The sequence below is a fragment of the Chloracidobacterium validum genome, assembly GCF_018304825.1.
Classification (GTDB): Bacteria; Acidobacteriota; Blastocatellia; order Chloracidobacteriales; family Chloracidobacteriaceae; genus Chloracidobacterium; species Chloracidobacterium validum.
In genome coordinates this window covers 671,218-697,179 of sequence record NZ_CP072649.1, presented here as the reverse complement: position 1 = coordinate 697,179, position 25,962 = coordinate 671,218, and the positions used below count along the sequence as shown (strand labels likewise).

At 57.1% G+C, this 25,962-nt stretch carries 18 protein-coding genes and 1 CRISPR repeat array; of the genes, 4 read left to right on the top strand and 14 right to left on the bottom strand.

Annotated elements, in window-relative coordinates:
• The first annotated feature begins 148 nt into the window (after window positions 1–148).
• A complete protein-coding gene (locus J8C06_RS14030; protein WP_211430046.1) occupies window positions 149–1,372 on the top strand; it encodes a hypothetical protein in 1,224 nt (407 codons plus the stop codon).
• A gap of 52 nt (window positions 1,373–1,424) precedes the next feature.
• On the opposite strand, the gene J8C06_RS14025 is transcribed toward J8C06_RS14030, so the two are convergent.
• The 3 genes from J8C06_RS14025 to J8C06_RS14015 form a co-directional block, all read right to left on the bottom strand.
• Window positions 1,425–4,697, bottom strand: a complete 3,273-nt coding sequence (locus J8C06_RS14025; protein ID WP_211430045.1) for a two-component regulator propeller domain-containing protein — start codon at window positions 4,695–4,697, stop codon at window positions 1,425–1,427.
• A 482-nt stretch (window positions 4,698–5,179) separates the two neighbouring features.
• Window positions 5,180–5,542, bottom strand: a complete 363-nt coding sequence (locus tag J8C06_RS14020) for a type II toxin-antitoxin system VapC family toxin (RefSeq protein ID WP_455423738.1) — start codon at window positions 5,540–5,542, stop codon at window positions 5,180–5,182.
• Window positions 5,542–5,763, bottom strand: a complete 222-nt coding sequence (locus tag J8C06_RS14015) for a DUF2281 domain-containing protein (RefSeq protein ID WP_211430043.1) — start codon at window positions 5,761–5,763, stop codon at window positions 5,542–5,544. Before J8C06_RS14015 ends, J8C06_RS14020 begins: the two co-directional genes overlap by 1 nt.
• Window positions 5,764–5,903: 140 nt before the next feature.
• Between J8C06_RS14015 and J8C06_RS14010 the strand changes: the two genes are divergently transcribed.
• Window positions 5,904–6,080 (top strand): hypothetical protein, encoded by a 177-nt coding sequence (locus tag J8C06_RS14010; protein ID WP_211430042.1) that lies wholly within the window; start codon window positions 5,904–5,906, stop codon window positions 6,078–6,080.
• A gap of 249 nt (window positions 6,081–6,329) precedes the next feature.
• Here the strand turns inward: J8C06_RS14010 and J8C06_RS14005 are convergent, their stop codons facing one another.
• From J8C06_RS14005 to J8C06_RS13995, 3 genes are read right to left on the bottom strand one after another with little or no spacing between them, the layout of a single operon-like run.
• Window positions 6,330–6,671 carry a HepT-like ribonuclease domain-containing protein gene (locus tag J8C06_RS14005; protein WP_211430041.1) on the bottom strand — a complete coding sequence of 114 codons (342 nt, stop codon included), beginning with the start codon at window positions 6,669–6,671 and terminating at the stop codon, window positions 6,330–6,332.
• Window positions 6,661–6,972: a nucleotidyltransferase family protein gene (locus J8C06_RS14000; RefSeq protein WP_211430040.1), complete on the bottom strand. Its 312-nt coding sequence runs from the start codon at window positions 6,970–6,972 to the stop codon at window positions 6,661–6,663. The genes J8C06_RS14005 and J8C06_RS14000 overlap by 11 nt, the downstream gene beginning before the upstream one ends.
• 1 nt (window position 6,973) lies before the next feature.
• Window positions 6,974–7,555 (bottom strand): hypothetical protein, encoded by a 582-nt coding sequence (locus J8C06_RS13995; protein WP_211430039.1) that lies wholly within the window; start codon window positions 7,553–7,555, stop codon window positions 6,974–6,976.
• A 321-nt stretch (window positions 7,556–7,876) separates the two neighbouring features.
• On the opposite strand from J8C06_RS13995, the gene J8C06_RS13990 reads away from it, so the two are divergent.
• Window positions 7,877–8,629, top strand: a complete 753-nt coding sequence (locus J8C06_RS13990; protein WP_211430038.1) for an anthranilate phosphoribosyltransferase — start codon at window positions 7,877–7,879, stop codon at window positions 8,627–8,629.
• 144 nt (window positions 8,630–8,773) lie between these two features.
• On the opposite strand, the gene J8C06_RS13985 is transcribed toward J8C06_RS13990, so the two are convergent.
• Entirely contained in the window at window positions 8,774–10,177 is a 1,404-nt protein-coding gene (locus tag J8C06_RS13985) for a hypothetical protein (protein ID WP_211430037.1), read from the bottom strand.
• Between the two features lie 965 nt (window positions 10,178–11,142).
• Here J8C06_RS13985 and J8C06_RS13980 point away from each other — a divergent pair.
• On the top strand, window positions 11,143–11,364 hold the full coding sequence (locus tag J8C06_RS13980) for a hypothetical protein (RefSeq protein ID WP_246602117.1): 222 nt from the start codon (window positions 11,143–11,145) through the stop codon (window positions 11,362–11,364).
• A gap of 381 nt (window positions 11,365–11,745) precedes the next feature.
• Window positions 11,746–16,506: a CRISPR direct-repeat array (repeat unit 36 nt; unit sequence GTGCTCAACGCCTTACGGCATCAAAGATTAATTCGC).
• Between the two features lie 238 nt (window positions 16,507–16,744).
• Here the strand turns inward: J8C06_RS13980 and cas2 are convergent.
• The 7 genes from cas2 to cas6 all read right to left on the bottom strand — a co-directional run bounded on the left by cas2 (window position 16,745) and on the right by cas6 (window position 25,590).
• Entirely contained in the window at window positions 16,745–17,032 is a 288-nt protein-coding gene (gene cas2, locus J8C06_RS13975) for a CRISPR-associated endonuclease Cas2 (RefSeq protein ID WP_211430036.1), read from the bottom strand.
• A 71-nt stretch (window positions 17,033–17,103) separates the two neighbouring features.
• Entirely contained in the window at window positions 17,104–18,789 is a 1,686-nt protein-coding gene (locus tag J8C06_RS13970; protein WP_211430035.1) for a type I-MYXAN CRISPR-associated endonuclease Cas4/Cas1, read from the bottom strand.
• 484 nt (window positions 18,790–19,273) lie between these two features.
• Entirely contained in the window at window positions 19,274–19,951 is a 678-nt protein-coding gene (gene cas5 / locus J8C06_RS13965; protein WP_211430034.1) for a type I-MYXAN CRISPR-associated protein Cas5/Cmx5/DevS, read from the bottom strand.
• Window positions 19,948–20,952, bottom strand: coding sequence for a DevR family CRISPR-associated autoregulator (locus J8C06_RS13960; RefSeq protein ID WP_211430033.1), 1,005 nt, complete (start codon window positions 20,950–20,952; stop codon window positions 19,948–19,950). Before J8C06_RS13960 ends, cas5 begins: the two co-directional genes overlap by 4 nt.
• Window positions 20,949–22,529, bottom strand: coding sequence for a type I-MYXAN CRISPR-associated Cas8a1/Cmx1 (cas8a1, locus tag J8C06_RS13955; RefSeq protein WP_211430032.1), 1,581 nt, complete (start codon window positions 22,527–22,529; stop codon window positions 20,949–20,951). The genes J8C06_RS13960 and cas8a1 overlap by 4 nt, the downstream gene beginning before the upstream one ends.
• On the bottom strand, window positions 22,487–24,940 hold the full coding sequence (cas3, locus tag J8C06_RS13950) for a CRISPR-associated helicase Cas3' (RefSeq protein ID WP_211430031.1): 2,454 nt from the start codon (window positions 24,938–24,940) through the stop codon (window positions 22,487–22,489). The genes cas8a1 and cas3 overlap by 43 nt, the downstream gene beginning before the upstream one ends.
• Entirely contained in the window at window positions 24,937–25,590 is a 654-nt protein-coding gene (gene cas6 / locus J8C06_RS13945) for a type I-MYXAN CRISPR-associated protein Cas6/Cmx6 (RefSeq protein WP_211430030.1), read from the bottom strand. The genes cas3 and cas6 overlap by 4 nt, the downstream gene beginning before the upstream one ends.
• Between the last annotated feature and the right edge of the window lie 372 nt (window positions 25,591–25,962).

Here is a 25,962-nt window from a genome sequence, read left to right as displayed (position 1 = left end):
ACAAGGTGGAATTCGGTTATGCTTGTTTTCTAACACAGTTGGGCGAGTTGCGCCGAACGTGTAACGACGTTGAGATTGTGGGTGGAACCTTTTTCACCCGGCGACGACTACAATCACGCCGACCCTGCTCTCGCGCCGAGGATGTGCCATGTCAGCCTTGCCAGAAGACCCCGAACTCGATCATCCGCTGTATGGTGATTTCGAGGACTACCTGGATGGCGCGCTGCCTGAAGCGCGCCGCCGGGAGGTGGAAGCCTTGCTGGCGCGTTCCACCACGGCGCAGGCGTTGCTGGACGATCTCCGGACGGCGCGCCGGTGGATGCAAGGCACGACTTGGGACGTTGCGGAACCAGCCCAGTGGGCGTCGCCGGAGACGATTCTGGCCCGCGCCAAGCGTCGTCCGGCGACGATGCCGGCTGCGCGTCGCGGCTGGGCGGACTGGTGGGCCGGTTGGAGCGCGCGGGTTCAAGCTCCGGCCTGGGCGCTTGGCGCGGTGGTTGGTAGCGCGCTCCTGGTGGGCGTTGGTTTCTGGTGGCTGCTCGGCCCGTCGGCGGCGGAGGACGTGGCGCGGTCGAGTCCCCCGCCTGCCGAAAAACCCGTGGCGACATTGGCCGACCGTCCCGACGCGCCGCCTGTGCCGCCGGGACGGTCGGCCGAGCGTCAGGAAGCACTCCCGTTGCGCAAGGAAGCGCCGGAGAAAACCGCGCCATCGGTGAAGTCACCGCCGTCTGCGGCTTCGTCTGGTGCAGTTGACGCTTTACCGGCGGACAGCGCGAAGCCGGCCGCGGGCCGGCCCGAACCGTCATCAATGGCGTCCGCGCCAGAGCGTTCTGAAACCGTCACCCCGTTATCGGCACCGCCGCAGTCGCCCGCTATGGCTGAAAGCGCCCCCGCGCGGGCGAGTCGTGGTGGGTTCGCGGGGTTCGATAGCCATGACGACAAAAGCGCCCCCGCGCGGGCGAGTCGTGACCAAGCCGCCCGCGAACAAGTGAGCCGCGAGAAGGCCGACGCTGGGGCGGCCAGTGTTGCCGGCGCCAAGCCGGAACCGCCGCCGGCCGATAACGTCGCTCAGCCGGCCGCGCCTGAGAGCAAAAAAGCGAATGAGTCGTTTGCAGCGCGACAGCGTTCGCCTGCCGGCGCTCCCGTCGCCACCCTGACCCTCCGTCTGACCGTAGCGGATCGGTCGGCGGCGCTGGCGCGCCTTGCGGCCATTGCGCGTGAGTTTGGCGGCTCGGCGCAACCAAGCGGCGAGCGGGTCATCGTGACCGTTCCGGCCTCACGGGTTGCCGATTGCGCCGCCCGCATCCGCGCGCGGATGCCCAACGAAGCAACTGGGACGTCACTTGAGGTGACCGTCCGCGCCCGCGAGTAACGGCGGACGGTTGGTGGGTGGATTGGATTGCCTTTGTTCGCTTGTTCCGGGGCTATCCAAGGCGCATGCCTACAACGGTAACATCGTCCAGTTGGGCTTCGTCGCCGCGGAAGGCCGTGATTGCTTCGACAATCCGCTTGGCTTGGTCGGCTGGCGGCAGGTTGGCCAAACGTTGTAGCAGCGCCCCAACCCGGCGCGACCCATAGCGTTCACCGGTTGGCCCTTTCTGGTCGGTTAGTCCATCGGTCAAGAGGTAAAGCATCGCGCCGTTGGCGTAGCTCACGTCGTGTTGCGTGAAGGTTCGGTACGCCTCGCGCTGGCGTCCGCCGATGGATTTCACATCGCCTTTGGTCGTCAGGAGGTCACCGGTTGGGGTGACGAGGTGCAGGCGAAACCGCGCGCCGGAAAACTTGATGCGGCCGTGAGCGCGTTCGATGCGGCACAGGCCGATGTCCATGCCATCCTGCGCGGTCTTCAGACCCGCGTCTTGCTGCAGAGCGTGCCGGATGCCGAGGTGTAGCCGCTCAAGCACCTGTGCCGGTTCAGTGTTTCCTTCCTGAATGACTTGGTTGAGGAGTGTCATCCCAATCATGGAGAGCAACGCGCCGGCCACCCCATGTCCAGTGCAGTCCCCGACCGCGACGAGGATGGTGTTGTCGTCAAGTTCGCGCAGCCAGTAGAAATCTCCGGAAACGATGTTGCGGGGCGCATAGACGACAAAGGTGTTTGGGAGCGCCGCCGTGAGCTGGTCCAGGCGCGGCAACAACGCCTCTTGAATCTGTTTGGCGTAGTTCAGACCATCGAGAATTTCGGCATTTTTGCGCTCGATTTCGTCACGTTGTTGGCGCAGGGCATCCTGCTGGCGATACATCTCGGCGGTGCGCGCGGCGACGGTTTGTTCCAGGCGGAGCGCCAAGCGCCGTAGTGCTGCCAGTCGCCACCGGACGCCCCCAAAGACGAGGCCGAGCGCCAACAGCCCATAGACGGCATAGGCAAGGTAAGTTTTGTGCCATGGGGCAGGAATGGAAAAACTGACTTCGGCGGGTGCCAGGCTGGCGACCCCATCGTTGTTGAAGGCCTGCACCTGGAAGGTGTAGCGCCCAGGCGCGAGGCCGGTGAAATAGACCACCCGGCGCGCGCCGGCCGACTGCCAGGTTTGGTTCAGCCCGAGCAGGCGGTATGAAAACGTCAGGCGTTCCGGCACGAGAAAGCTTGGCGCGGTGTAGCGAATTTCAACCGTCTGCGTGTTGACGGAAAGCGTGCCATCCGCGGTGGCCGGTGGCGCGCCATCGGCCGTCAGCCCCTCGATCAGTATGGGTGGAGGGATGGCGTTGTAGGGCAGTTTGGCGGGCTGGATGACGGCAATCCCATTGGCGGTCGGAAACCAGAGGCTGCCATCAGGGGCTTGGCAGCCAGCGGGTTGCCGGCTGCCGTTGGCTTCGGCATCGCGCATGCCGTCTAGCACGCCGAAGACCCGGCAGTTCACGCGCGGCTGTCGTCCGTCGGCGCAGGCGATGAGTTCGGCGCGTGGCACGGCAAAAATGCCCAGATTGGAAGACATCCAGAAGCGACCCTGAGCGTCGGCGAAAATGGCATGGATGTTGTCGTCGAAGAGTCCGTGGCGGGTGGTCAGCGCGGTGAAGCGTCCGTTCGTGAAGCGCGCCAGCCCTCCGGCGGTTCCAATCCACAGCGTCCCGTCAGCATCCTGGTGGAAGTATTTGGCGCTGGGGTGTGGGAGGCCATCGGCCTGGCCGAGCAGGGTGAAGGTTTGTCCCTGGCGGCGGACCAGCCCGCGATTCGTTCCAATCCACAGGACGCCGTCGCGGTCGCGGGCTATCGCCAGCACTTGGGCATCCGGGACGGGGTAGCCGTCGGCTGGCCCGAGTGCCTTGAACGTGCCGTCGGCGAAGCGGCACAGGGTGGTTCCGGCACCGAGCCACAGGCTTCCGTCGGGTTCTTCGTGGATGACGCGCACCGGCGTGCCGGTCAGTCCGTCGGCTGGCCCGTAGGTCGTGAAGCGGTCGCCGGTTTTGCGGGTCAATCCGGCTGACGAGCCAATCCAGAGCGTTCCGGCATGGTCTTCGCACAGGGCGAGGACGTCATCAGCCGGCAGGCCCTGGCGTTTGTTCCAGACGGCAACGACTTTGCCTTGCTCGATACGCGACAGCCCGCCTTCGCCGGTTCCGACCCAGATGGCATCGGCGCGGTCGCGTAGAATCGGGTAGGTATCGCATAGAATCGGGTAGGCATAGCGTCCGAGCAGGCCTTCCATTTCTCCGATGGGGGTGATGGCCCCGTCCTGAAAGCAGTACAGTCCGCGCCCGGTTCCGATCCAGAGTTCGCCTTCGCGTCCGGTGAGGAGGCAGAGCGATTGTTTGTGGACGCCGAATGGGGCGACATCCAGGCCGGGCTGTGGCGGAGACGTAAAGCGTTCGACGGTTTCTCCGTGGATGCGTGCCACGCCGTAGTTGTAGGACGTGATCCAAACGTTACCGTCGCGGTCGGTCTGGATGTCGCTGATGGGGCCGGGAACGGGGCTGGGCGTGAAGTCTTCGCCTGGTGACCGGCGGCAGAACAGTTGGGTTTGCGTCCCGACCCAGAACCGGCCCGAGGGGTCTTCGTGGAGCGCCTGAACGGTATGGTTGCGCAAGCCGACGGTTTCAAGTTGCCCGTTCTGGAGGTAGGCGAGGCCGTCGCGCGTGCCAACCCAGAGGCCGCCGCGCCGGTCAGGCAGCAGGGCCGCGACGTGTAGGTTGGGGAGTCCGTCACGGGTGGCGTAGTGGGTAAACCGTTGTCCATCGAAGGCGACGAGTCCGCCGGCGGTGCCGATCCAGAGCGTCCCGGCGGTATCGAGGGTGAGGGCATTGATGATGTCGTCGGGGAGGCCGTTGGCCATGGAGAAGCTTTGCCACTGACCTTGGGCATAGCGGAAGATGCCGCCGCCCCGGACGCCGCCGCTACTGAAGAAGCGGTCGCCGCCGGTTCCGATCCAGAGCGCGCCATCGGGCGCGGCGCACAGCGCGGTAATGCGGTTGTTGGTCAGGGCTGGGGTATTGCGTCGGTTGAAGACGGTAAACGTTATGCCGTCGAAGCGGGCAAGTCCCTCGTGGGTGCCGACCCACAGGTAGCCGTCACGGGTTTGGGCGATGCTGAAGATGGCGGCGAGTGGGAGTCCCTCGCGGGTGGTCCAGACGCGCCGGGTATATTGGGTGAGTGCCTTGTTGGGGTCGAGCGCGCTGGCGCTTGTGGCGCTAACCAGGAGAATGACGAGCAGTGAGAGCAGCCGGCGGATGGGGCGCACGGGTCGGGCGAGGCGACCTTTCACAAGGTGGCGGAGCTTGGTGAGGATGCGTAGGTATCCAACTCTGACCAAGCAAGCCTAGTCTGGCGCGTGGCCGGTTACAAGCGCCCCTTTGCTGCGCGTGAAGCGGTTGGACGGCCCATGCTCGCCATCCGATGCGTCATCAAAGGTTCATCCGCAGATGAATTTCGCGCGACGAAGGGACGAACCTCCAGCGGGTAGGTGGCTACTCCTTTCCGGGTCGTGTAAGAGAGCGTCGCACACTGAGAAAGGCTTGCAGGAAATCGCTAAGTAGATTCTTTGGTTCGGCGTCCTCGGCATTGCTCGCGTCGGACGCACGGTGAAGCCTGAAGCCATATCATCCGGGTCTATCAACCGAAGTTCTTTGTTGAAGTGAGGGGTACAGGGCAGCGGCGCGTCCCAGCATTGGTCGCCGGAAACAGGCACATATACACGCAATCCGCTCGTCGTTACCTTCGCATTCAGAAGCGATCCCCGATTTGGGATTACAGCGTGTAAGGCAATCGGATCCCTTCCCATGCGGGATCGAAGTCCTTTGTGTTGCGCGTGACCAGCACGGCGTCATTCACCTGCGCGGTAGCCCAAATAATGGCATCGGGCAGGCGCATCCGATGCGCACGGCGCAATTCGATGGCTCTCTCCGCCACTACCAAGTCAAGTGAAACGATCTCGAAACGAGACTCGAGAAAATCCCTGACTTCAGTCTCGTTATCCTCCGCGCCGATCAATACCTCCATCCAGGTGATGCGGCTGATCAAAACACGTTCATAACGGCTGTATTCGACGTCCGCCTGTTCAACGCCGTTGAGCGCGTCAATCACGATGTTTGTATCGAAAACGGCATTCATCAAATGCCCCACTCAGCTCGCAGGTTTTGCTGATGTCGAATGGCGTCAATGTTGCGATGTTTCCACGAACCGAAGGCAGGGTGTTTTTTCAGCGGGAGCCGCTTGACGGGTTGTGAAATGCCCACCCGCTGCTGCAGAAAGATAATAAAATCCAACACTTCGTTCTGCTTCTCAGGTGGCAGGGTGCTTAATTGCTTCTCAATTTGCTCCATCAAAGTCATGAAGGCCTCCACATCTTTCCTGATTATAAATCCAATCATTCTCCCGCCAAATACATGGATAAAATCACCTCGCGCTTGCCTGTGACGCGCGGGTTTTGCTCGGCGTAGTGGCTTTCCAACAGCCTGGCAGAAATGGTCGTTTGCAATGCGGCCAACACTTTCAACGGATTTGCCATTTCGTTCCCCAGACGCGCCGCGCCCTGGTCGTCCGCGGCGATCAGGATGGCGACGAACTGACCCCGGTCGGCACATCCATCATCTACGACGCGCGGCTGCGGTTGATGGTCTCCAGATGGACACAGATGTTCTCGTCGTAGCGCGCCAGGTCGTTGGCCGGGGTTTTCACCTGACTGCCGCAGGCGACAGGTGGCGGTAGAAGAAACTGCGGCCGTCTGCCCCAGAGCCCTCAGAGGCGTTCTTGGCATCCTGCAACAGGTGGCGGCTTTGGTAGCCCAAAAGGTGGTTGAGCCAGGCCAGGAGCACCAGCCGGTTTTCGAGTATATTGCTGGAGGCCGCTTGGCGCAGCTTCGGGGGGACCGGGATTGTCTCAAATTGCGGGGCATCTACTAAGGTTCCTCTGGCGGCACAAGCGAATCGAGTTTTTCGATCAAGACGGGGACTTCTCTTTGAACGATGTCCCACATGCGGACCAAGTCGAGATGGAAGTAATCGTGAGCAATTCGATGCCGCAGGCCGATGATCTGTTCCCAGGGAATCTCAGGATGCGCCGATCTGGTTTGTTGAGAAATCTTGCGCGCGGCCTCGCCGATGTTTTCCAGAGCCTTCGCTATGGCATGTTGGTGCAAGGAGCTTTGTCGGTATGCATCCCATGTAACCCCCTTGCTGAACTCACGGGCTTCTCTGGCAGCGATCAACATGTCCAAAAGATAGGCATCGTCACGCCACATAGACGCGCTCCAGATTATTAAGAATATGATTTCGGCGAATATAGTTTCTGCTCTGCTCCACCAAGCGCCGTTCGACGAGATCCACCTTGCGTCCGAAGATTTCCTCCAACTCCCGGGTCATCTGTATCCACTCCGAAAAGCCCCATAGAACATCAGGCGCAAAACTGACTAAAACATCCACGTCGCTTTCACTGCAGAAATCACTGCGCAAGACGGAGCCGAAGAGGGATAGCTCCACGATACTCCAGCGCCGGCAGAAATCGGCAATCTGTTCCTTCGGCAATTCTATGTTCTTGTTCATATTATGCCTCCACCGGGGTGAACATCCGCTCTTTGAACAGCCCGTCCAGCAAGTTCGCGCCGGGGATGAGCGAATCGCCGTTTACGTAGACCTCGTCGGCCCCTTCGGTCAATTTCTGCGCGAATTCCTTATCTTGCTTGTAGTCTTTCTCAGTCCAACCATGTGTCTCGCGCCAGAGGACGGCGACGGCCCGCCCGTTGCGCAGCGCGCCGCGGTAGACCAGATACCGCCGCCCGCCATCCTCATAGACCTTGCGCGTCTGCACGTCCAGGCCGAGCAGGTAGTTGAAGGTTTCGGGCAGGTCCACCTTCTGCACGCGCGTTTCGCCGCCTGCCTGTCCGGCAGACAGGTCGCGGTGGATGCGCAGGGTGTAGTCGAAGGGCTTGCTCATCTTTTCCACGTTGAGCAGGGTTTCACTGTGGCGGGTTTCCCACTGGAGCATGTAGCGCAGCAGGTAGTCCTCAAACTGCATGGCCATCTGACCGCCCGCTTCATCGAAGGATAGGTTGTTGACGCACTGCTCCTTACCGTGCTCGTAGGACTCGATTGGGCGTTTGGTCTGAGACTTCTTTTTTTGCGTCATATAGCTTTCCGTGGAGTGCGCGAATCAAGAACGAGTTTCGGGCAACTGACGGTTGCCCTCCCAAACTTTTATCCGGGAACGAGCCGGCGGTTGGAAGGGGTTGATTCGTTGTTGCCGTTGTTTGTCGGGCAGCAATTTAGTAAGCGTTTCTCATCAGCACAAAGGCCGATAACCGTACCGTTTGGCCTGAGCGCTGTACAGGCGCAGCGGATTACTTTCCCGTGCCTTCATCTCACCCGAACTTTGGGTGAGGCACTTCACGTGGACCGGCGTGGACAGACGCTACCACGATGGCCGCACATCCCACGCCGTATGGCTCCGATGACGAACGAGACCCATCCCGATGCCCTGGACGCGCTTCTGTCCGGCCGCCTGACCGACGCCGAAGCCGACGCCTGGTTGTCCCGGTTGACGCCCGAGCAGGCGACGTTTGAACAGTTTACTGCCTTGATTGCGGCCGTCCGCGCGCTGGCGCTGCCGATGCCGGACATCGCGGACGACATCCTCGACTGCTGTGGCACGGGTGGGAGCGGTCGCCCGCATTTCAACGTCTCCACGACCGTTGCCTTCGTTCTTGCCGCCAGTGGGGTGCGCGTCGTGAAGTTCGGCAACCGGGCTGCCACCAGCGCCAGCGGCAGCTTTGATTTGCTCGAACGGCTTGGCGTCCCCGTCGAATACCCCCTGGCGCGTCTCCCGGCCCTGCTTGACGCGACAAACCTGGCGTTTCTTTACGCGCCCCAGTGCTACCCGGCGCTCAAGTCGGTAGCGGCGGCACGCTGGCGGTTTGGGCGTCCGACGCTGTTCAACTACATTGGGCCGCTTTTGCATCCGCTGCGTCCGGCGTGGCGCTTGATGGGCGTGTCGCACGGACGAATGCAGGCCTTTGCCGCGCAATGGCTGGCCAACGATTCCCAGACGTGCCGCGCCTTGGTCGTCCGCGGCGATCGGGATGGCGACGAACTGACCCCAGTCGGCACATCCATCATTTACACGGGTCGGGCGAGACGACCTTTCACAAAGTGGCGGAGCTTGGTGAGGATGCGTAGGTATCCAACTCTGACCAAGCAAGCCTAGTCTGGCGCGTGGCCGGTTACAAGCGCCTCTTTGCCACACGCGAGGCGGTTGGACGGCGCGCGCTCGCCGTCCGATGCGTCATCAAAGGTTCATCCGCAGATGAATTTCGCGCGACGAAGGGACGAACCTCCAGCGGGTAGGTGGCTACTCCTTTCCGGGTCGTGTAAGAGAGCGTCGCACACTGAGAAAGGCTTGCAGGAAATCGCTAAGTAGATTCTTTGGTTCGGCGTCCTCGGCATTGCTCGCGAGCGGACGCACGGTGAAGCCTGAAGCCATATCATCTGGGTCTATCAACCGAAGTTCTTTGTTGAAGTGAGGGGTACAGGGCAGCGGTGCATCCCAGCATTGGTCGCCGGAAACAGGCACATATACACGCAATCCGCTCGTCGTTACCTTCGCATTCAGCGGGACCTGTTTGGCAGTGTGCCATCCGCTAAGGGAAATGGAAATCTGTTTGGCGTTCCGATAAGACGAAAATGCCCAGTGTAACAGGTGGAGATTGCCAATCATGAATAGGAGACAGATGGCTGTGACCATGTTACCCGGACTGACAGATGACTGAATCCTGGTCAACAAAAGAACGATCGACGAAACTGCCAACAATGCGAAAGTGCCGTTCGCAAACCTCGGATCAGGTGCGGTAAAGAACCAAAAGAACAAGGCTGCCAGCAGAGGCGCGAGTATGATTCCGTTCGATAAGCATGGTTTTGATAATTGAAATCTTGTCGGATAGGAACGCAGTAGGGCCAACACTCCACAGGCTAAAAACAGCGCCAGAGGAAATACCACATCCGTCAGTCTGCGTGTGACTTCATGGAGCCACGGTCCGAACCACTTCCAAGAACCTAGGACCTGCTCCCAGTGAGCTCCTGGTTGGCGCGCCCAGGAATAGATCCAATTCTTTACATTTGTCACTTCACCGAGCGGGACGGACCAGGGCGTGTTTATGTAACCCAAGGTTGCGGGATACAGCGGCGCGCCGGAAAGTAGGACGCCTCGCAGGCAGAACAGCAGCAGCACCACGGCACCAGGAAAGAGCAGTTGAGCTATCTGGCTGACCGGTCTTGGCGCTGCGTTCAATAACATTCCAAGAACGACGAACACCATCACGGTTCCGCAGAATGCTACGTTGCTCAACTTGAGTGTCACAGCCGTGGCAGTCAGGAGAGACAACATAAGCGGTTCTGAGGATGACACGGTCCGATCTTGGATGAATCTCGAAAGAAAACGGACAAACATCACGAAAATGACAACTTGTAGCAGACTCGATGTCAGGTCTGGAGAAGGGGAGCTGACATCTTGAGAAGAGATTCCCCAGTACGCCACAGTAGGAAGGCAGAAAAGCGGCATTGCCCATTGTATCGGTGGCAATGCGGACACAGTATCCAGTTGCTTGAGAAGCGGTAGGAGGAGTTCTAACAACGTAATGACCGTGAGCAAGACGAGAAAACTGTTGGCAATTGACCGCCCGTGATTGAAAAGCGGATGTAGATTGAGTGCCGCAACATAGGTAAATAAAGAAGCTCGAATTATGAGCCAATTGCGCAAGCAGATTTCCCAGCCCGGGAGTGAGTGGATACTCATTCGTCCATCGAATTGCGGTTAGGTAATAGAGTCCTGAGTCGTAATTATTGGGAGGAAGCATTGCCTGTGAGGCAAGCCAGCTAACTGCCAAAAGTAGCCCAATCAGGATTGCTATCCCTATGGATTTCGGGCGAGCTTTGGCAAGGTACAAGGTCTCGCGGAGTGTCTCTCTGTTTGAGAGAGGTAGCTAATGAGAATGCAGCACCGAGCAGAAAAATTGGGCCGACCGAATAGATATTGATCGGTAAGAAAAAGTGAGTGCACTGAAAGAGAAAAAGCGCAAAAGCCCATCCCGTCCAGATAAGAAATTACAGGGGAATGTTCTCAGTCCGCGGCTTATTTCGTGTCACGGCAAGGAGGAATACTTTTCTCCATCCAAAGTATGCCGTGGCAAGGAAGCCGTAGAGTAACAGCGTCAGTGTCAATGCAGTCATGTGAGTGTAGTTCATTGATTGCTTGCGGCCCAAATCAAATGGAAAACCGATCACGATGCACGCATATGAGCGCTACTTCGCTGCACGTGGAGCAGTTGGATGGTTTGCGCTCACTGCCTTATGTGGCACAAAGCCCAATTCCGCCACCCCGTTACCTAGTCTCTCGGTCACCAAGGCGCATGGCAAGTCTGTGATGTGACTTGAGCACAGAATTCAACCTGCCGTCGCGCCTTGTACCAATTTTTTGTTGCATTGACCACCGCACAGCCCACTGTGGGAATGTTCGTGTGAGCGGCGTCAATGAGACCGCCACGGCGTCCCGGGGGTGCGCGGCGTGTTCACCTATGCGACCTGGACGGTCAAGCGGCCGGTCAAGGATGTGGCTGTCTGGCGACTTGCGCACTGCCTGTTTGAGTACAGCAAGTCTCCTTGGCTTGCCGGAGCGCAGCAATGCTACCCAAGACGAAATGAACTTCCTCATGAAAAGTGCAAGCGATGCTGCATATCGAGGTGATGAAAGATACCTTCTATTACCAGCCAGCTATTACCATCCAAAACATGCCTGATGAAATACACCGTGCTATTCGCGTGTGTGCAGCCTGGCCTAGCCACAACATTGAAGCCGAGACGTGCGCCATTCCGGAGGCAGCCGTGCGCCCACAGAACCTTGTGAAGCCTGTTCGACGCTTGCTGCCGCTGGCCGCAAAGTCGGCTTAACCGAAGTAGGTTTCACTTTCCTGCAGAAGGTGCGCGACAAAGCCCCGGCGCGGGCGGCGAGGTTTGAGTGATTCTGCCAGTCACCAACGTAGTGTCGGAGCCGCTTCGCCGAGTACCCAATATCCGCGTCATCGAGTAGCTCGATGCACAACCCTTAGAGATGCTGTATCTGTGGTTGAGCTGCGCACCAGCGCGGCGCTGATGCCGGTAGGTCAATGCGCTGTAAATCGTTGCTAAAGTCTCAGTGCCTTACGGCATCAAAGATTAATTTGCGATTGAATCAAGGTATGACCTCCGTTACACTTGGTGTGTTCAACGCCTTACGCATCAAAGATTAATTCGCTTCCGCCGTGACGCGCCCATACGCCTCTTTGAGCGAGGGTGCTCAACGCCTTACGGCATCAAAGATTAATTCGCCGCCATACGTGTTGCGTAACGAGCAAGTTGATTGAGTGCTCAACGCCTTACGGCATCAAAGTTAATTCGCGCCGTCCAACACCAGCGACGTGCCGGACGCTGAACGTGCTCAACACCTTACGGCATCAAAGATTAATTCGCAAATCCACTTTCAACTCAGAAAGCCCTGCCTGTTTGTGCTCAACGCCTTACGGCATCAAAGATTAATTCGCGTGCCGTTGGTCGCCACGGAGACACCGACGCGGTGGTGCTCAACGCCTTACGGCATCAAAGATTAATTCGCGCAGTGCGCGTGGGCGACGGAGCGCTGCCAGCGCGTGTGCTCAACGCCTTACGGCATCAAAGATTAATTCGCGTGACCGCCCGCCCCCACTACGGAATGTGGTGGGAGGTGCTCAACGCCTTACGGCATCAAAGATTAATTCGCCGAACCGCTAAACGGCACGTGGTTGGATTTATAGAGTGCTCAACGCCTTACGGCATCAAAGATTAATTCGCCGACCACCCATGGACCGTCGCCCCAGGACTCCACCCGTGCTCAACGCCTTACGGCATCAAAGATTAATTCGCCGACCACCCATGGACCGTCGCCCCAGGACTCCACCCGTGCTCAACGCCTTACGGCATCAAAGATTAATTCGCGCTAGGCGTCCACGTGGACGGCCCGCGCGAGACCAGTGCTCAACGCCTTACGGCATCAAAGATTAATTCGCCCGTTGGACTATATCGCTAAGTTCGTGATGTCGTATGTGCTCAACGCCTTACGGCATCAAAGATTAATTCGCTTGGGAACGATTCCCACAACGTCGCTTATAGAGGAGTGCTCAACGCCTTACGGCATCAAAGATTAATTCGCTTGAGGCCGTGGGTTGCTGATGAGTTTGGTCGTCCGGTGCTCAACGCCTTACGGCATCAAAGATTAATTCGCCTGGCGGAAGGCCAGCACAGGTTACTGACTTTTACGTGCTCAACGCCTTACGGCATCAAAGATTAATTCGCCCTGCCATTCCATCCGCCTCAACTGTCCACCTAAGCGTGCTCAACGCCTTACGGCATCAAAGATTAATTCGCCGCCGGCTCATAAGTCTTCGCTAACGCCGAATAATGTGCTCAACGCCTTACGGCATCAAAGATTAATTCGCAAAAAGAAAGCAATTGTTATTATCTTTAGATACAAGTGCTCAACGCCTTACGGCATCAAAGATTAATTCGCCTGCTAGGCGTCCACGTGGACGGCCCGCGCGAAACCAGTGCTCAACGCCTTACGGCATCAAAGATTAATTCGCGCGCTGATATGGGAGGGGCATCGCCCGCGTCACTAGTGCTCAACGCCTTACGGCATCAAAGATTAATTCGCTGTCTGATGCTGTGCGCCTCTGACGGAGTGGAACAGACGTGCTCAACGCCTTACGGCATCAAAGATTAATTCGCCGAACCGCTAAACGGCACGTGGTTGGATTTATAGAGTGCTCAACGCCTTACGGCATCAAAGATTAATTCGCTGAACGCGACGGCGCTGGGGACAAACGCCGTCGCGTGCTCAACGCCTTACGGCATCAAAGATTAATTCGCATCCGCTCTACCGCCGTGTACGAGCGCCAGAGCGTGCGTGCTCAACGCCTTACGGCATCAAAGATTAATTCGCTGGTCGGCTCGCGAAAGAGCGTGCCGTCCACATGACGGTGCTCAACGCCTTACGGCATCAAAGATTAATTCGCACTAATTTCGTGTCATATTCATTGATAATTATTCGGTGCTCAACGCCTTACGGCATCAAAGATTAATTCGCATAAGTTTTTTATAGGTTTCGTCAGCAAGCAGGTGTGCTCAACGCCTTACGGCATCAAAGATTAATTCGCCTGTGACCGCCGCGTTCTTGTCCGTCGGCGTCGGCGGTGCTCAACGCCTTACGGCATCAAAGATTAATTCGCCTGCCGCAGGAGCTACTGGACGCGCACGCGCAACTGTGCTCAACGCCTTACGGCATCAAAGATTAATTCGCCTACCGAGGGTGATATGGGGCTGAGACTCACGCAGGGTGCTCAACGCCTTACGGCATCAAAGATTAATTCGCCAAACAGTGATGTTTCGGCGCGTCACTGGGCGGCTGTGCTCAACGCCTTACGGCATCAAAGATTAATTCGCTTGGTCGCTGGCGTGCCTGAGCGTCATTGGTGGCAGTGCTCAACGCCTTACGGCATCAAAGATTAATTCGCTCCCCATGCCAGCCCCAGCCCCAGCCGCCACCGAAGTGCTCAACGCCTTACGGCATCAAAGATTAATTCGCCTGGCGCTGCCGTCCGGCACGCGCCGTCTAGAGGAGTGCTCAACGCCTTACGGCATCAAAGATTAATTCGCCCGTCCACCGGCAGCGACGTGCCGGACGCCGACACGTGCTCAACGCCTTACGGCATCAAAGATTAATTCGCAGACAGCCGTGCGAGTCCTGCCTGGTCTCGCTCTTCGTGCTCAACGCCTTACGGCATCAAAGATTAATTCGCTCCCACGGTCCGTTTGGGAATTGGCTGAGTTTGTAGTGCTCAACGCCTTACGGCATCAAAGATTAATTCGCCGTCTGTGACCGCCGGGCTGTCCGTCGGCGTCGGCGGTGCTCAACGCCTTACGGCATCAAAGATTAATTCGCACCCTTGTAATTGCAGCGCCATAAATACTTCAAAAGTGCTCAACGCCTTACGGCATCAAAGATTAATTCGCACGCCGACATGACCAAGTCTGGTTCGCCGTTCCAGAGTGCTCAACGCCTTACGGCATCAAAGATTAATTCGCCCGGCGGCTTTATGGGCCTAGCAGCTCGCCAAGTGTGTGCTCAACGCCTTACGGCATCAAAGATTAATTCGCTCGCCCGGATTGGTTGAGTGGGTTGTGGAATGCGTGGTGCTCAACGCCTTACGGCATCAAAGATTAATTCGCTTCTAGGTTGCCTGTTGACGGATGGCGCTATAATGTGCTCAACGCCTTACGGCATCAAAGATTAATTCGCGCGCTGCCCAGACGTGTCTGCTGTGCCTCTCCCACTGTGCTCAACGCCTTACGGCATCAAAGATTAATTCGCAGGCGCAAATTAACGCAGTACGTGCCCGGATTGACGAGTGCTCAACGCCTTACGGCATCAAAGATTAATTCGCATAAGGTCGAGTTCAATGGTGACGGCGCGGAGAGCGTGCTCAACGCCTTACGGCATCAAAGATTAATTCGCGGTAGGGGTCGGTGAGGACTGGTCAGGGACTTTTTGGTGCTCAACGCCTTACGGCATCAAAGATTAATTCGCGAGACGTTCACTCTTTGCCATTTGCATTTGTGCTTGTGCTCAACGCCTTACGGCATCAAAGATTAATTCGCCCACGGCGGGCACTGGGACTCGTACGGGCCATAGCGTGCTCAACGCCTTACGGCATCAAAGATTAATTCGCGTAGCCATCGGCGCGACTAACTCCGTGGCGGTCGGGTGCTCAACGCCTTACGGCATCAAAGATTAATTCGCACGCTAGCGTTTCACTCTGCGACTGCCGTGAGTCTGTGCTCAACGCCTTACGGCATCAAAGATTAATTCGCTTTCTCGTACGGCACGACACCTCCCCCAGATGGCTGGTGCTCAACGCCTTACGGCATCAAAGATTAATTCGCTATCCAAGCACCACGGAATGTCAGCCCGTGTTTGCGCGTGCTCAACGCCTTACGGCATCAAAGATTAATTCGCCGTCCAGAGATGTTATCTGTCCTGCACGTCAACCGTCGTGCTCAACGCCTTACGGCATCAAAGATTAATTCGCCGGGATTGACGCGCACGGTAACGTGGCAATTCTCGGTGCTCAACGCCTTACGGCATCAAAGATTAATTCGCCGTCAGCGCGCATGCCGGACTGATAGCTGGCGTCGGGCGTGCTCAACGCCTTACGGCATCAAAGATTAATTCGCGTGCAATGCAGCGCTGCACCGTCCGTTCTGCGCCGGTGCTCAACGCCTTACGGCATCAAAGATTAATTCGCCGCCTATCTCGATGTAGTGCCGCGGACGCTCCTCTGCCGTGCTCAACGCCTTACGGCATCAAAGATTAATTCGCACTGACCTCAGCAGCGCAATAACGCTCGCCAACGCGTGCTCAACGCCTTACGGCATCAAAGATTAATTCGCCGGAAATGGGCAGGACGCCTCCTAGCCCGACTTTGCCGTGCTCAACGCCTTACGGCATCAAAGATTAATTCGCGGTTTTGGGTCAGAAGTGGTTGTAACGCACTGCGTGTGCTCAACGCCTTACGGCATCAAAGATTAATTCGCACGCGCTCCCAGTGCGCGTTGATCTCCTGGGGCGTGTGCTCAACGCCTTACGGCATCAAAGATTAATTCGCGAGGAAATTCTGGTTTTCCATCGTGAGTTGGCTGGGGTGCTCAACGCCTTACGGCATCAAAGATTAATTCGCCGCAGGGTGGCCAGAATGGTCTCCGGCGGCGCGCCGTGCTCAACGCCTTACGGCATCAAAGATTAATTCGCAGCCGGTTCCTTTTCATCCGAAAGTTCTATTGGCTGTGCTCAACGCCTTACGGCATCAAAGATTAATTCGCCGTGCGTAAGGCCATAACACGTGCGTCAAGAGTGCGTGTGCTCAACGCCTTACGGCATCAAAGATTAATTCGCCTCGGCAGTCAGTGTCGGGTCAGCCGCCGCCACGAGTGCTCAACGCCTTACGGCATCAAAGATTAATTCGCAGTTACACTCTAACCGACTGCTATTCAACCACCTAGACGGTAAGCTTTCAAGCACCTCGCCGAGCACGTTGCCGAAGATGCGCCAAACTGGTCGTTGCAAGACGCTAAAGCTTTGATTCTCAACATATTCAGCCCCATCAAGCGGGACAAACCCGTCTGTTTGGTGGTAAATCGTTGGATAGAGAAGCGTTGATATGGCTGTTGGCGGCTCGCCGCAAGTCCACGATGTGATGCTTGATCACAGAATTTCAACCTGCCGTCGCTCCTCGTTCCAATTCTGTTGTCTTGACGTATCCACGACACGCCGCGCGCATCCCGTACACAAGTGAACGATGAGCAAGTCATCCTCATCATCCATGAGCCGAACCAAGTCGCAGCGAAACGCTTCGAGTTCGGTTCGGGTGGCATACATCCGAAAGACAGAATACTGCACCCGTTCCGCACTGCCACGTACGCGCTCATAGACTCGTCGCCAGCGTTTTGGATTACGCACATCGTAACTGACCAGATACCAGTGTTTTTCCATCGTCGATGGTTCCTCCTGCCACCGACCGGCACCTTGACCGCGTGGCCTTCAGAAGACTGCTTGCCCAGGCCTCAGCGAAGTCGCATCCGCGCAAACAGACCTGGTTTGCCAGTCCATTCCTTTTCAAGCAGGCGGGCTTCGAGTTCAATCGTGCGCTGGTACGAAAGTGAGTAACGCAAGACCGGATGCTTCCAGGTTTCTTGTTTGCGTTCCTCGTAGATGCTCAATGCCTTGCGCTTGCCTTCGAGTGAGAGCCAGACTTTGTGAGGCGTTACGATGAAGTCGGCTTGTGTATCCCACTGCCTGCGATTGACAGACCCCAGAACGGGCATGTCCGCTAAAAGAACCCGGAACAGCTCCAAAAGGTCAAGCGCCAGCGGATGGGCTGGGCTGCGTGGCGTGTGCAGGAACCCAAACGCAGGTTCAAGCCCGACGGACAGTAGGGCGGCCAAACAATCCTTGTGCGCGAGCGCATAAAAGAAACTCAACAGGGCGTTGAAGCGGTCACGCGGCGGACGCCGACTTCTGCCAGAAAAACGAAACTCGTCTACCTGAACGAGTCGGGCTAACACCTCAAAGTAGGCCTGCCCGGCTTGTCCTTCATAACCGCGGATGGCATCAAAGGTTTCGGCTTTGGAAAGCTGGGCCAGCGCCTGCCGCATCCGCGCTAGGTTGGATGCGACCAGCTCCGCGCGTGCTTCGCCGCTTAGGTCAGCGCTACCCGAAGAAGGTCGGGTCAGACGCAAAAGATAGCGAAGTTGGTTCTCGACCTTGGCCAGAGCGAGGCGACGGGCAAGGTTGAGTCTGAAGTCAGGATCGGAGAGGGCCGCGTATTGCCGATGCCGCCGCTGGACGCCCGGCGCGCCCACGCTCAAGGCAGCAACAAAGTTACCGCCACCCGTCAGCCACTGGACGGCAATGCCGTTGGCCGCACAGTAGTGCAACGCCTGAGTCGTGATTTGCGTTGGGCCGTGCAGAACGATGGTGGCAATGTCACGTCCGGGGAAGCAAATGGCCGGGCGGTCTGGGAACTTGACCACAAGTTGCTCAACTGCGCGCTCAACTTGGCTGCCTGGTTCAGTGATGTGCAAGACGCGACGTTCCTCGCGTTCGGGAAAAAGACGCGGCGGTGCTTGGGATGGGCTTGCCGCGCTATCCATTTGGGTTTCTCGTTGCTCTGTGCTGGCAAAGCGTTCTTCTTCAGGCAAGCATACTGGCGCGAGGGAGCAGCGCTTGCACCGACGCGAGTCTTCAGTCAAGGGCGGACGGTCTGTGGTTTGACGCAACGCATTAGCCCGCGCAACGGCTGCCCGGAGTTCCATCCGCGCGGACTCGTCGAACGGTACGCGCACCGTCACGTTGTCAGCATGGTAATGGATACGTCCTTCGGAAATGGCCTTCCCGGTTGCTTCCGCAAGGAGCGCGCAGTAGGCAATCACTTGTAGTTGGTCGCTTTCCCACGCCTGGCGGCGATTTGAGCGTCCCTTCTTGTGTTCGTAAGCAACCAGCGAGCCGTCACGGTAACGCACGGCGTCCACCTTGCCGCGAATACCCCAGTCCTCGCTTTCGATTTCATAGGTAAGGGTTTCGATCCCTTCTGTGATGTCCTGCTGGTGCAGCCGGCGGCCGGCGTACACACGGTCATCGGCCAGGCGAATTTCTTCGACTTCTTCAAGGTAAAACAGTCGTTCGCAGTAGTTGAGCGCATGCAGCGCCATCACGCGCGTGAGTGGCGTAGAAGCATCGAGCGATGTCATGACACATCTATCTCCGAGTGCAAAATTGGGGGGCATCGCCTTTCAGCATCGCAGATGAAGGCATTCGGACCGCGCTTCGCCAAGATCGCCTTTTACCGTAGAACAGCGTGCTTTCGACACGCATCGCCGAAGGAACTATGTCTGCCAACCCGCGCCCTATTTTTCCCTTGAAGAATATTTTCAACTGGAAGCGGTCTCCGACAAACGACACGAGTCTTGGTAAGGTCAAATCGTACGCAGGTCTGGCGGAATCAACGCGCGCGCCATCTTTCCGCCAACTGGTCGGCGAGTGCTGCGCTCAACGCAAGGGAAGGCGTGCGCCCCGCTGGTCGAATTGACGCGCGCCGCGGAAGACCGCGACGATGTGTCCATCCTCCACATTGACCAACCGAAGCTGACGTTTGCCTTGCGCGACCTCTACTCGGGCGCCCTGAAACAATGACGTAGTAAACGCCTTGCGGCGTCAAAGATGACGGAATGCCGATCAGTTCGGCGGCATAATCAGTGTCCAGTGTTGTTCCGAAGGTTCGAGAGGGAACTGGCTTGGTTCTGTTTCCAGATCGTAACGTTGCCAGCGCGTACCAGCCGACCCGACATGATCGACCCAAATCGGTAGTTCCAGTGAACCGGCTGGATGCGGACGAAGCCAGTGCCAACAACCGTAGTTGACTCCGGCGACAAGCCTCACATCGTTCACCGCGTCATCACTGAGGCCCAGGCTCAACACGCCATACCGGGTCACGCTCTCCGGCTGTGTCAGCGCCGTGGTGATGCGGGTTTCGAGGTTTGGCGGGTTGTTGGTTTCCGACTGGGAGTCAACCCAACAGAGAAACTCCAAGTCGCACAGGGTCTCAATGTAGTCGAGCGTGTTACCCAGCTTCGATTGTTTCGCCGGAACACCGTATTTGTAACGGCTCAACTTGCGCACCGTCATTGCTATTTTTGGAAACGGTGATTGCCGTGGTCGGTCATCTTCATACTTTCCGCTGAAGGCAAAGGCTAACCGGACGCCTTGATGCCGCGCGCGAAAACGTTCTCCAACCAACGACAGCAGCATGCCGTAAACCGTGGCCGGCGTTGGCAGCGGGTAAGTCTCCGCAAAGGCGCGGGCATAGGATTTGCGGAAGCTTGCGTAGGGGACTTCGATGCGCAGCGTAATCACGAAGACCTCCCATTGGCGACGACGGCAAACATGGGATCAAGGTTGGCGATGCGCGCGCGAGCTTCGTTCGCCGCCGCAGCGACGCCTGGAAACGTCAGCACCCCCAAAGACTTCAATACTTCGCCTTCGGGCGTTTCTGCCAGTTCACCACCAACGATCAGCTCACTTGCCGTGATGTCATGGCTTCTCACCCGTCTGATCAGCCCCCGGACGGTGTACGCGCGGCTGTTTTCGTCATGCTCGAAGCAGTTTTGGATCCTCGATGAGTGAGCCGAGGTCACGCGCAGCACGATGGATTGGGGTGAAAAGTCATAGGCGAACCGCGAGTGATTGCCGGCAACTGGCGGCGGATCGACCAGTGCGTCAATAAGGTCTGCAATGTGCTTTTTGTTGACGACATCGTTCAGGTTTAACCCGATGCTGTACTGGTATTCCGTCGTGTGCATCTCGGCGGCATAGAGCGACAGCCTACCCTTTTCCTTCACCCCGCTGACACAGTTGAATGAGATTTCACCACGATATGGACGAAGCGAGACGGCGCGACCCACTGCAAGCGGACTCGTGCGCTTCGTCGTCACGCCTCTCGCCTTCGCCTTCCGCGGGGCTTTGGGTGGTGTTGCCTCGGTTGCGGCGCCCGAAAGCTCTGAGTCCGCTTGGTCGGCTTCGGCTTCTTGTTCGGCTTGGGCAGCGGCGGCATCCATGAAACCCATCAAATCATCATCAATCAGCACGCTATTGGGATGCGATGGATTCCAACCGGCGCGTTTTTCATCCTGGTAATGGAGCTTCTCGCCGTCGTAACTGCGATTGACAGGTATCCCCTGAAGCTGAAAGCGATAGCGGAACGCAAAGCGAATCGCTTCAGCGGAAACGCTGGTGTGCAGGTCGTCTTGATGAAAAACCTTCTGTAAGGTCGTTGTGTTGCCGATGTTGTCACCGCGATTGTTGGCGGCGACAGCCTCGCCCGTGAGAATGGTGGCATAAAGGTAATGGGTCGTCATGCTTCGGGTTCTCCTTGGGTGTGGTTTTTGGCCTCTTCAGCCGAGTAGCTGACCAGCGCAAACAGACACAGGTTCTGGAACCGCTCAAAATTGCGCCGGTTGAAGATGAACTCACGGATGCGGTTGGTATCGTGCCTCATTGCCGAAAGTGACGCCCCTCTGGTGGCATCCGCGCAGAAACGCAGAAACCAGCTTGCCAGCGCATCGGCAGTCTTGGCACGTAGGATAGCGTTGCGAACCCGCTCACGCTCGACTTCAATAAGACGACTAAAATCAAGTCCGTCTTTCCGGGCGCGTTCGCCGAGTGCGCCCATTGTCAATCGCCATGCTTCGTGAAAGACGTTGACAATGGTTTGATCGTCAGCGTCTTTGATGGCTTTGTTCATGGCTGCCAGTCCTCCCTTTTGAAATTTGAGATTCGTGAAGTCCTGCTGTTCCTTGCAGAGATCGATGAAATGCGCGCACCAATGACGCTCCGCTGCCAAGTTTGCCGCGACAAGTTCCGGTAAAGGGCTTTGCGGGACGGCAAAACTTGCACCTTCCTTCGATGTCACGATGCGTGCCCGGCTGAAATGCTGCGCGGCAGCGCGAAAAACACCGATTTCTGGGTAGTTGCCTTTGACACGAACAACTTGGCTACGGTTGACTTGGTTCTTGTCCCAAGCGACTTTGCCCATGGCTATGGCAAGACAGCCCGATACACAGCGCTCAAATTCTTCGGTAAGATCACCTGCCTGCAAATCAATCAAGAAACGTAATGCGGCCTCCTCCGCGCCTCCGACGACACGGCCAAGATAAGTATTGGTGAATCGCATGAGGTTCGTGCCGTAAGCTGCGATTTCCCGCAGGTTCACCGCAAAGCGCTTCAAGTTTGTGACGTCGGGCACAACAAGGCAGTACTGTGCTTTGTCTCGGTAGGTTTGCGGACGCAACAGAAAAACCGCCGAGCCGACCATCAGATACAGCAACAGAAGCACATCCTCTGGAGGCCCTTCGAGTCCTGTCGCGCCTGACATCGCGCCCGGCACAATGGATTGCGGGATCGAGGCTGTTTGCGGCAGTTCACCGTTCAGCTTTGCGTCGAGCAAGCCTGTTCCTTGCGCTGTTTGATGCGCATAGGCGTTGACAGCTTTGTAGGTGAAGATGCTTGCGTTTTCGTCGCCCTCATCCCGCACCGACAGCGCTCGCGGTGCCTTTTCGCCGGGGCGCATCTTGTTGTGCTGGAGAAACGTTCCGCACAATCCGGTATGGATCGCCAAGCGCAGATCGTTGCGGTCGGGTGGAATGCCCTGGCCGGGAAGGTCAATGAGCTTGTTTTCGGTGAGCAGAAACGACGCTTTCAGGAGGCGTTGGATGACCTCCTGAAGTGCCAGCGAGCTATCCCAGGAAATCTCCACCGCATCTTCGCAAACCTGAGCACGGATGCCTTGCGGCGCAAGGCCGGGTTTGTCCTGCCATGCCTGAATCGTTGCCGCCAAACCGCCCAGAGCCGCGCGATGGTAGATCGTGTAGTTTGGGTTTTTGAGGTTGTAAGTCAAAGGATTTGGCAGTTGGTAATTGGTTGGCCGCTTGCCCATCGCGCTCCCACTCCTTTCATGGTTGTTGGGTCAAAGTCATAGGTAATACACTGGGACGGCGCGACGCGCCGATTTCCAACGACGCCCCATTTCAAGACCTCAGATTTGAATGGAATGGCGACTTCGTGTTCGGTCAGCCAGTCGCGCGTTGGTTCGCCATGGCGGTTGCGTTGGTGGCATTGGTTCAGGTCTACCTCAAGAATGACGCTTATCGTGTATCCATCCTCGCGTGTCTTGCCCGGGCGGGTTTCCCACAGGCCGGAAAAGAAACACGCCTTTTCTTCAGCCATACAAATGTCAAAGGCTTCGGTGTGGGAGAGGCAGCCAAAAGCATCGGCGAGGTCGAACTGACTCAGTGGCGTGCCTTTCTCAATGAGCTTCGTCAACCACATTTCGGCTGCGCTTAGGTCGTCTGCAACGTAAGGCAATGCTGGGTCATCGCCTTGGCCCATTGCAGCCGGGAGTGGACAAACTAACGCAGATTTTGGCGCAGAAGGCCAAGGCTCTCGATTTAACCGTCCTAGCCGCTGAATGAGTGATGGAATCGGTGCGATGTCGGTGACAAGCAAATCCGCCGACAAATCGAGGGACATTTCCGCCACTTGCGTCGCAATCAAAATCTGGGCTTGCTTCGGCTTCTGCTTGAAGTGGTCAATGACATGGCGGTGCAACCGACTTCGATCCTTGTAGCGAAACCTTGAGTGATAAACATTGACCATCACCTCGGGAAAACGCTCCAAACACGCTTCATAGGCTTGGTTAGCCCAGTCAACACGATTGCGCACCCACAGCACTTTCCCGTTACTCTGGACGCAGGCTTTGATGGCATCCCAAACCTTCTGTTCGTCCTCACCGTGATCGAGCTGGTACCGTTCAAGTCTTTCCAGTTCAGGGGGGCCATCAACAATGTGCAGATCGTTCCGAATGCTCTGCAAAGCGTCCAAACGGTGCTGGGGGAGAGAAGCCGTCATCAGCAGCACCGGTTGACGAGGGAAATACTTCAAGAACATGAGGAGATGACCGAACAGTCGGTCATCGAAGGCGTGAATCTCGTCGAAAACAATGGCGCTGGATACAATCGCCGGAAATGCATAGAGTGACCTGCGCGCATTGCCCATCAACCCCAGTACGGTGTCGGCCGTTGACACAACGAGTGGTGTGTCCCACAGCGCCAACGATTCGATTTTGTCGCGGGCATCAATGAGCGCGCCAATCGCTGCGTCCCTAACGTTGAAGTTGGATTCTTGATCGGCAGTCTGGGCCAGGGATTTCAAATCAACCTCTGACCGCGAGTGCGTAAGGCTGGCAGGAATGCCTGATTCAAGGGCATAATCCTTGAAGTGTTCAGTGGTCGTTCCGGTCGTCGGTAGGCAGAAGAAAAGCCGAAAGCTCCGACCTTCGACCGTTGTTTTTTCTCCGGCCGTTGTTTTTGCGCACCAAGCCTTCGCCCACAAGTACGCGGCCAAGCTTTTACCTGACCCACAGCCGGCACGCGCAAGGGTGACGAAACTTGGCGAGTCGGCGACGGCACGCTGGAACGGGCGAACCTGTAAGTTTCCCTCACAATGTCTCGACGCCCAGTTGTCAATCAGTTGTTGGCAATCCGAGTCAGTGAGACCAACTTGCAATGCTTCGTTGATGAATGTAGTCAACGAGTAATTTGACTTCATTTGGCCTTCGGCCGCAACCGCGCTGGCCGCAACGTCAGCAGCGATACCAAGTGCTTTTAGCACAGCGATTCGCTTACGCCATTCGTCGCTCGAAAACTTCTCCTTAGCTTCCTCGAAGTCATCTTTCAGGTTGCGGAGAGCGTTCAACGCAGCGACATCGCAAGGCTCTCTCTTGTCGGCCGCAATCGTGAAGTCGGTCAGATCTGGTGGTGGCTCAGTCAAAGCCAAGTCAGAACCAAGTTCGCCCAAAATAGACTTGAAATCCTTGTGCGCCAAAAAAACCGTGAGGGATGGGCAGTTGCTATCGGCCCTGGTGTCCCTGTCAAATCTCAAATGGTGTCCCATCGCCGCCCACAATGCCGGGATGAACCATTCGCCTAGTGACGGCTCGATCCATTGCCGCAGGGGCTGGTTCTGCCAGAGTAGCAGCCCCGAAATTATTTCGTGGCGAAGTAGCTGCTTGATCTGCGGCTGACCTGCCAACATCAATTGAAAGTGACTGTTAGCCTTGCCTAGGTCCTCAACCCACCCGGTAGCTTTGCCAGCTCTTGTGAAATCGTCAGCCCCCAGTTGGACGTTGGCATATTCTTCAATGACCGGCCCAATGACACGAGTCAGTGCGGCACACGCTTCGGCAACGTCGCGGCTGTGCTGCGTGAGCAGGGCGTAGTCCGGGGGGATTTGGGGGTACTTTTGAGTGGAATACGATTTGGCAAGTAAGTGTCGTGGATGCTTCGTCATCGCAGCTCACTTTCTTTTCGGGCAAAAAAAATGCCGCAGCCCATTCTGCGGCGACCGCCAAGACCGACCGCCTGCAGGATGACAGCCCCTTCCTCACTCAACTGCGAAATGGTAAGCGAATAGCCCACAATGCGACGGCCGTGAACGGACAGCGTTCGGCGTGCGCCGCGTTCAACGTGGCCGGCAACGTTGATTTGATTCAGTTGGCGTGTAATTTCAGCGTCAAAGCGCGTCTCATCGTCGCCGTTTTTGGTGGTTACCAAGTGTGCGTAAAGTACTGGAGCGGACACCAACGAATGCACAGTTGGAATACTAACCCGTAGCCGCCGGCCATCCACATCAAGCTGACGGCCCGCCAGCTTCAGCAGCGCGGGGAGCTTTTCGGTGGGAGTTCGTATAATCAACCGACTCCACGGCTGAAGCAGCAGTTTGCCATTGCCGCCGTAGATGCCGCGCAGTGGCGCAATACCAATGTCAGGATTGTCATGAACCCATTCCAGGTGACGCGCAACAGCGGCATACAAGTGATAGCCGTGATCAACCGGCAACCAGTCCCCGGAAACAAAAAAACACAACTCAACAGTTTTCAGCATGTTATGTCCCTCCAAAGTGTTATGGTTTGGGTGTTGGGCTTGTACTTTTTGACCCAAGGTGCGTAGTACGATGCAGTCACGTCACGAATCCCTAGCAAGCAGAGGAAACACCCTAAGTTGATACCAAGGATATGAGTCTACTTTGCAGTATGTAGAGAGTAAGTTCCATAACTAAGAGCTGCCGGAAAGAATCACACTCGATCGGCCTGTGTCAACAAGCCTGCTTGTCCGGATTATCATTTGCTCCTGCTGCAAGGCGTTGAGCACTAGAGTGTAAGCTCCCTTAAGTGAATCATTTAGGGTAATCTTTGACGCCGTGAGGCGATCTTCTGGGTGCAGTCTGTGGTAACACTCCGATCGGCCAATTTGAGGGCTGTTGTGCGGTACGCGCAGGGCGTCGCGGCAGACGCCGGCGCGTAAGCCGCGTTC

What these genes read in the sequence shown, in the direction of transcription:
- J8C06_RS14030 (WP_211430046.1), top strand. Translation starts at nt 149, where the DNA reads ATGTCAGCCTTGCCAGAAGACCCCGAACTCGATCATCCGCTGTATGGT.
- J8C06_RS14020 (WP_455423738.1), bottom strand. Translation starts at nt 5,542, where the DNA reads ATGAATGCCGTTTTCGATACAAACATCGTGATTGACGCGCTCAACGGC.
- J8C06_RS14015 (WP_211430043.1), bottom strand. Translation starts at nt 5,763, where the DNA reads ATGACTTTGATGGAGCAAATTGAGAAGCAATTAAGCACCCTGCCACCT.
- J8C06_RS14005 (WP_211430041.1), bottom strand. Translation starts at nt 6,671, where the DNA reads ATGTGGCGTGACGATGCCTATCTTTTGGACATGTTGATCGCTGCCAGA.
- J8C06_RS14000 (WP_211430040.1), bottom strand. Translation starts at nt 6,972, where the DNA reads ATGAACAAGAACATAGAATTGCCGAAGGAACAGATTGCCGATTTCTGC.
- J8C06_RS13995 (WP_211430039.1), bottom strand. Translation starts at nt 7,555, where the DNA reads ATGACGCAAAAAAAGAAGTCTCAGACCAAACGCCCAATCGAGTCCTAC.
- J8C06_RS13990 (WP_211430038.1), top strand. Translation starts at nt 7,877, where the DNA reads ATGACGAACGAGACCCATCCCGATGCCCTGGACGCGCTTCTGTCCGGC.
- J8C06_RS13980 (WP_246602117.1), top strand. Translation starts at nt 11,143, where the DNA reads ATGCTGCATATCGAGGTGATGAAAGATACCTTCTATTACCAGCCAGCT.
- cas2 (WP_211430036.1), bottom strand. Translation starts at nt 17,032, where the DNA reads ATGGAAAAACACTGGTATCTGGTCAGTTACGATGTGCGTAATCCAAAA.
- J8C06_RS13970 (WP_211430035.1), bottom strand. Translation starts at nt 18,789, where the DNA reads ATGACATCGCTCGATGCTTCTACGCCACTCACGCGCGTGATGGCGCTG.
- J8C06_RS13960 (WP_211430033.1), bottom strand. Translation starts at nt 20,952, where the DNA reads ATGACGACCCATTACCTTTATGCCACCATTCTCACGGGCGAGGCTGTC.
- cas8a1 (WP_211430032.1), bottom strand. Translation starts at nt 22,529, where the DNA reads ATGGGCAAGCGGCCAACCAATTACCAACTGCCAAATCCTTTGACTTAC.
- cas3 (WP_211430031.1), bottom strand. Translation starts at nt 24,940, where the DNA reads ATGACGAAGCATCCACGACACTTACTTGCCAAATCGTATTCCACTCAA.